This is a genomic window from Alteromonas profundi, assembly GCF_010500865.1.
Taxonomy (GTDB): domain Bacteria; phylum Pseudomonadota; class Gammaproteobacteria; order Enterobacterales; family Alteromonadaceae; genus Alteromonas; species Alteromonas profundi.
In genome coordinates, this window is record NZ_JAAAWN010000056.1 from 1 (window position 1) to 4,353 (window position 4,353).

General features: G+C 46.3%; 4 protein-coding genes. All 4 read right to left on the reverse strand.

From position 1 onward, the window contains the following. Positions 1–134: 134 nt before the first annotated feature. Genes GTH32_RS18860 through GTH32_RS18875 form a run of 4 tightly spaced genes read right to left on the reverse strand, consistent with a single transcriptional unit; the run spans position 135 to position 4,050 of the window. Entirely contained in the window at positions 135–1,070 is a 936-nt protein-coding gene (locus tag GTH32_RS18860; RefSeq protein ID WP_163088711.1) for an alcohol dehydrogenase catalytic domain-containing protein, read from the reverse strand. A 20-nt stretch (positions 1,071–1,090) separates the two neighbouring features. Next, positions 1,091–1,915: a 2,5-didehydrogluconate reductase DkgB gene (dkgB, locus tag GTH32_RS18865; RefSeq protein ID WP_163088713.1), complete on the reverse strand. Its 825-nt coding sequence runs from the start codon at positions 1,913–1,915 to the stop codon at positions 1,091–1,093. 25 nt (positions 1,916–1,940) lie between these two features. Next, on the reverse strand, positions 1,941–2,858 hold the full coding sequence (locus tag GTH32_RS18870; RefSeq protein ID WP_163088715.1) for a TIGR03571 family LLM class oxidoreductase: 918 nt from the start codon (positions 2,856–2,858) through the stop codon (positions 1,941–1,943). A gap of 10 nt (positions 2,859–2,868) precedes the next feature. Beyond that, on the reverse strand, positions 2,869–4,050 hold the full coding sequence (locus tag GTH32_RS18875; RefSeq protein WP_163088717.1) for an MFS transporter: 1,182 nt from the start codon (positions 4,048–4,050) through the stop codon (positions 2,869–2,871). Positions 4,051–4,353: the final 303 nt, after the last annotated feature.

Consider the following 4,353-nt stretch of genomic DNA (forward strand, 5'->3'; position numbering starts at 1 on the left):
TCATGGCGTTTAACCTTCACTTTTTTTTGGCGAAAGATCTGATCACCAAACGTCATGAATGTTCCCATCTTTTTTATCCCACTGATTTCGCTATATTATTTGTGGGGATACCTCAGACTCTGACCCCATTTCTTTTAAGCAACAGTCACTACTGCTTTTTGTTTGGCTTCTTTAGAATAATGAAGCGCGTCATTAAGGTTTTCAAAAGTAAAAACTTGGGGTATTTCTACCACTATTTGTTGCTCTGTTATTTGTCTTAACAAGGTTTCACCGTCGTTCATAAGACGTTGCCACTGCGCTAAATCACCGAAATCGTGTAAAGCGCCTAGGGCAATTTCGTGATATGAAATTGTTCGGGTAAACGGCTCATCCACGGGTTCTTCAACGCGCCCTAAGATACTCACCACATGACCATTCGCTTCCAATAAAGGTACAAGGGCTTTGGCGTTATCAGGGCCATTTGCATCGAAAAGTGCGTAAAAGCTTTGGCCTTTTGGGGCATCACTATGAATGGCTTTTACACCCATTACATCCGCTTGCGCTTGTGTGAAACTGCCGGATATAACGTGCACATTAAAGCCCGCCTGCGATAACAGTTGGGAAAGCAGCTTGTTTACCGCCCCCATTCCGCTAACTAGTACATCAGCACCTTGCCTAACGGGTACTTTACTGAATGCTTGCCATGCCGTAAGCATAGGGCATGGCAGCGCCGCAGCCAATGCAAAGTCCATGCTTTCAGGCACCTCCATTACGCGGCTTGCGTATACCACGGTATGATCAGCAAAACTGCCGTGCTCGTTAAGGCTATGATGATAAGCAACGCGCTTTCCCAATAACCCGTTATCCACACCATCGCCCACGGCGATAACAACGCCTGCGCCGTCGACACCTGGCACATGACCTTCTTGCCAATCGCGGGGATTATCGTCGATAAACTTCCAGTCTACTGGGTTTATACCAATCGCATAATTACGCACCACAATACGCCCGGCCGCTGGTGCCGAGATTGCCTGCTCGTCATGCACTAGTGGCTTACCTGCTTGTTGAAACTGCCAAACCTTCGCTTGCATAATACCTATCTAAAACCTCTCTAATCCCACTCTGGGGCAAAGTCTGGTGTGGCCTGACGATCGCCGCAGTCTAGTGCGTCAATTTTTGCAATGTCTTCTGCGTCAAGCGTCAGCTCAAGTGCTTTGATATTGGTTTCCAAGTTCTTACGCTTGGTGGATGATGGAATAGTCACAAGGCCGTTGGCAAGCTCCCAAGCCACAACCACTTCAGCCGCGCTCACCCCATGCTTCTCTGCAATGGCAACAATGGTGTCGTCTTTTAACACTTTGCCTACGGCAAATGGCATGTAGCCGGTAACAACAATGCCATGTTTTTCACACGCAGCTCGCACCTTAGTGTTGGTCAGATAAGGATGAACTTCAACTTGGTTAGTGGCAATAACACCTTCACCTAAAATACCTACGGCTTGTTCAACTTGAGCCACCGTAAAGTTAGAAATGCCGATTTCTTTGGCAAGGCCTAACGTTTTCACTTTTAGTAACTCACCTAAGTATTCTTCCATGCTTTCACCGTTTTCTGGTGACGGCCAGTGAATAAGCAGTAGGTCTACGTAATCTAGCTGAAGTTTTGACAAGCTTTCTTTTACACTGTCAACAAAGCTCGCTTTGTTTAGCTTATCGTTCCACACTTTGGTGGTAACGTATAAATCTTCACGTGCTACGGCACTGTCTTTAATAGCCCGGCCCACGGCTTCTTCATTGCCATAGATTTGTGCGGTATCAATGTGGCGGAAACCTACTTCAAGCGCCATCGTCACGCTGTTATATGCTTCTTCGTCTTTTAAACGAAATGTGCCTACACCCAGTGAAGGAATGTTAGACTGTGACTGATTTACGTTAGGCATGATGCCTCCTTGTTAATTTCCGTTACTAATGAAAATGCGGTAGCACGTGATCAGCAATTCGCTGTATTGCGTCTTCAACTGGCAGCGTATTTCGCCTGAAGTGAAGGCCAATATGGTTAACGCCCGCGCTTTTCATTGCCTTAAGTTCTTTGATAAGCCCGTTTACGCCAGTTTCAACCCCGAATCGGTGGCGTTTTATCGGCGCTTCGTCGTCTTCAACCAAATTAAGGTGGATAAAGCTAACGTAGGGTTTATTACCTGCAACTTCCCGCCATAAGGCTACGCGTTTTATATGATCGGTTGGCGTACCAGGGTAGGCGAGCCAACCGTCCATGTTTTCCCCAACCCATTGCGGACTTTGCTGTGCAAGTCCGGCAACATAAAGCGGCGTATCAGCTAATTCAGGCTGCGAATTAGGAAGTACCTCCATGCCCTTGGTTAATTGCGCATTGCCGTGTTTTACAATATCGAGCGACTGCCTAAATTGTTCACCCCGGGTGTCAAAGTCGACACCAAAAAGCGGATATTCAACAGGGCGGTCGCCGCTTGCCACGCCAAGAATTAGCCGGTTACCGCTAAGTTTCTGTACGCTCGCCGCGGCTTTCTTTACTAACCAGGGTTGGCGTAAGGGCAGAACGACGGCCGCCGTGCCTAGTAAAATATTGTCAGTAATACCGGCGAGATAGCCAAGGTAAGTGAAGGTTTCAAAAACTTGTGCGGCATCGCCAAAGTTTGGGTCATATATAGGCACATCGCGTACCCAAGCTGCCTTAAAACCTAATTTGTCTGCTAACTGGATGCGACTGTGATGTTGAGTTAAATCAGGTACGCCAAACGGCGTACCTTTTGTAGCATCAAAATGTGCCCAGTCGTTATCGAGTGGAAGCTCTACGCCTACTGAAAAGTAGTGGGCTGCTAGTTTATCAAACGTGTTGGTAGTCATAATGGTGCCCTTACGCATTTATCGTAGCGGAAGCATCACGCTTATCTAAGTAACCGCTGTACCGTGTTACCACTAACGCAGACACAGAAATAGCAGCGCCTATCCATGCGGTATCAGATAGCTCCATGCCCTCTACAATGGCACCGCCAACAATTGAACCTAACGCAATACCAATGTTGAACGCTGCAATGTTTAGCCCTGAAGCAACATCTACCGCATTTGGTGTGAATTTTTCAGCCAGCTGCACAACATATACTTGAAGGCCTGGTACGTTTCCAAAAGCAAATGCACCCCACACTAGAATAGTAATTACTGCAGCAATTTTGTGACCCATGGTGAAGGTGAGGGCGAACAAAATAATGGCTAGAGCACTGAAGATAATAGTGAGTGCGCGAATAGGGCCTTTTTTATCAGCTAATTTACCGCCATATATGTTCCCAACAGCAACTGAGACACCGTAAACCAGCATGATCAAGCTAATCGCAGAAGGCGCGAATCCTGATTCTTGTTGCAAAATAGGCGCAAGGTAAGTGAACGCGGTAAAGGTACCGCCGTAACCTAGAATGGTCATTAGGTATACCAAGACTAAACGGGGCTGAACCAATACTTTCATTTGCTCGCCTAACGACGCAGGTTTACTCTGTTTTAAGTTGTTTGGCACAAGTAACGCACTGCCAATAAGTGCAATAGTGCCTAGTGCAGATACCACTAAGAATGTGGCTCTCCATCCAAAGCTTTGTCCAATCCACGTGCCAAGCGGTACACCTGTTACCAAGGCAACGGTAAGGCCGGTAAACATAATGGCAATGGCACTGGCTTCTTTTTCTTTAGCAACCAAGCTGGTGGCGATAGTAGAACCAATTGAAAAGAACACGCCATGGGCAAGGCCGGTTAAGATACGCGCCAGTATTAGGCTTTCGTAACTAGGTGCCTGCCAGGCAAGGATATTACCGGCAACAAACAAAGCCATAAGGCTTAGCAGTACGTGTTTTCTGTTCCATTTTCCGGTTAATGCGGTTAATACAGGCGCGCCAACGGCTACACCAACAGCGTAGAGGCTAACAAGTAACCCCGCGCTAGGTAAGGTTACGCCAAGATCTGACGCTATAGTGGGCACTAAGCCCACAATAACAAATTCGGTAGTGCCAATAGCAAACGCACTTAACGTTAACGCAAATAATGCAATAGGCATTGTTAATCCTCGCAATAGTTAATGAAATTACGCGCATTTGGTTTGGCTAAATGCGCAATGACAAACGTTGCTCAATAGAGCGGTTGTTCAAGTGCGCACAGTGTGACGGTAATTTTATTTGCGAAAAATAGCACTAATAACAAAACACTTTTGTTATTTTTGAAAATATAAATAAAGGGGTCAGAGTCTGAGGTATCCCCACAAATAATATAGCGAAATCAGTGGGATAAAAAAGATGGGAACATTCATGACGTTTGGTGATCAGATCTTTCGCCAAAAAAAAGTGAAGGTTAAACGCCATGA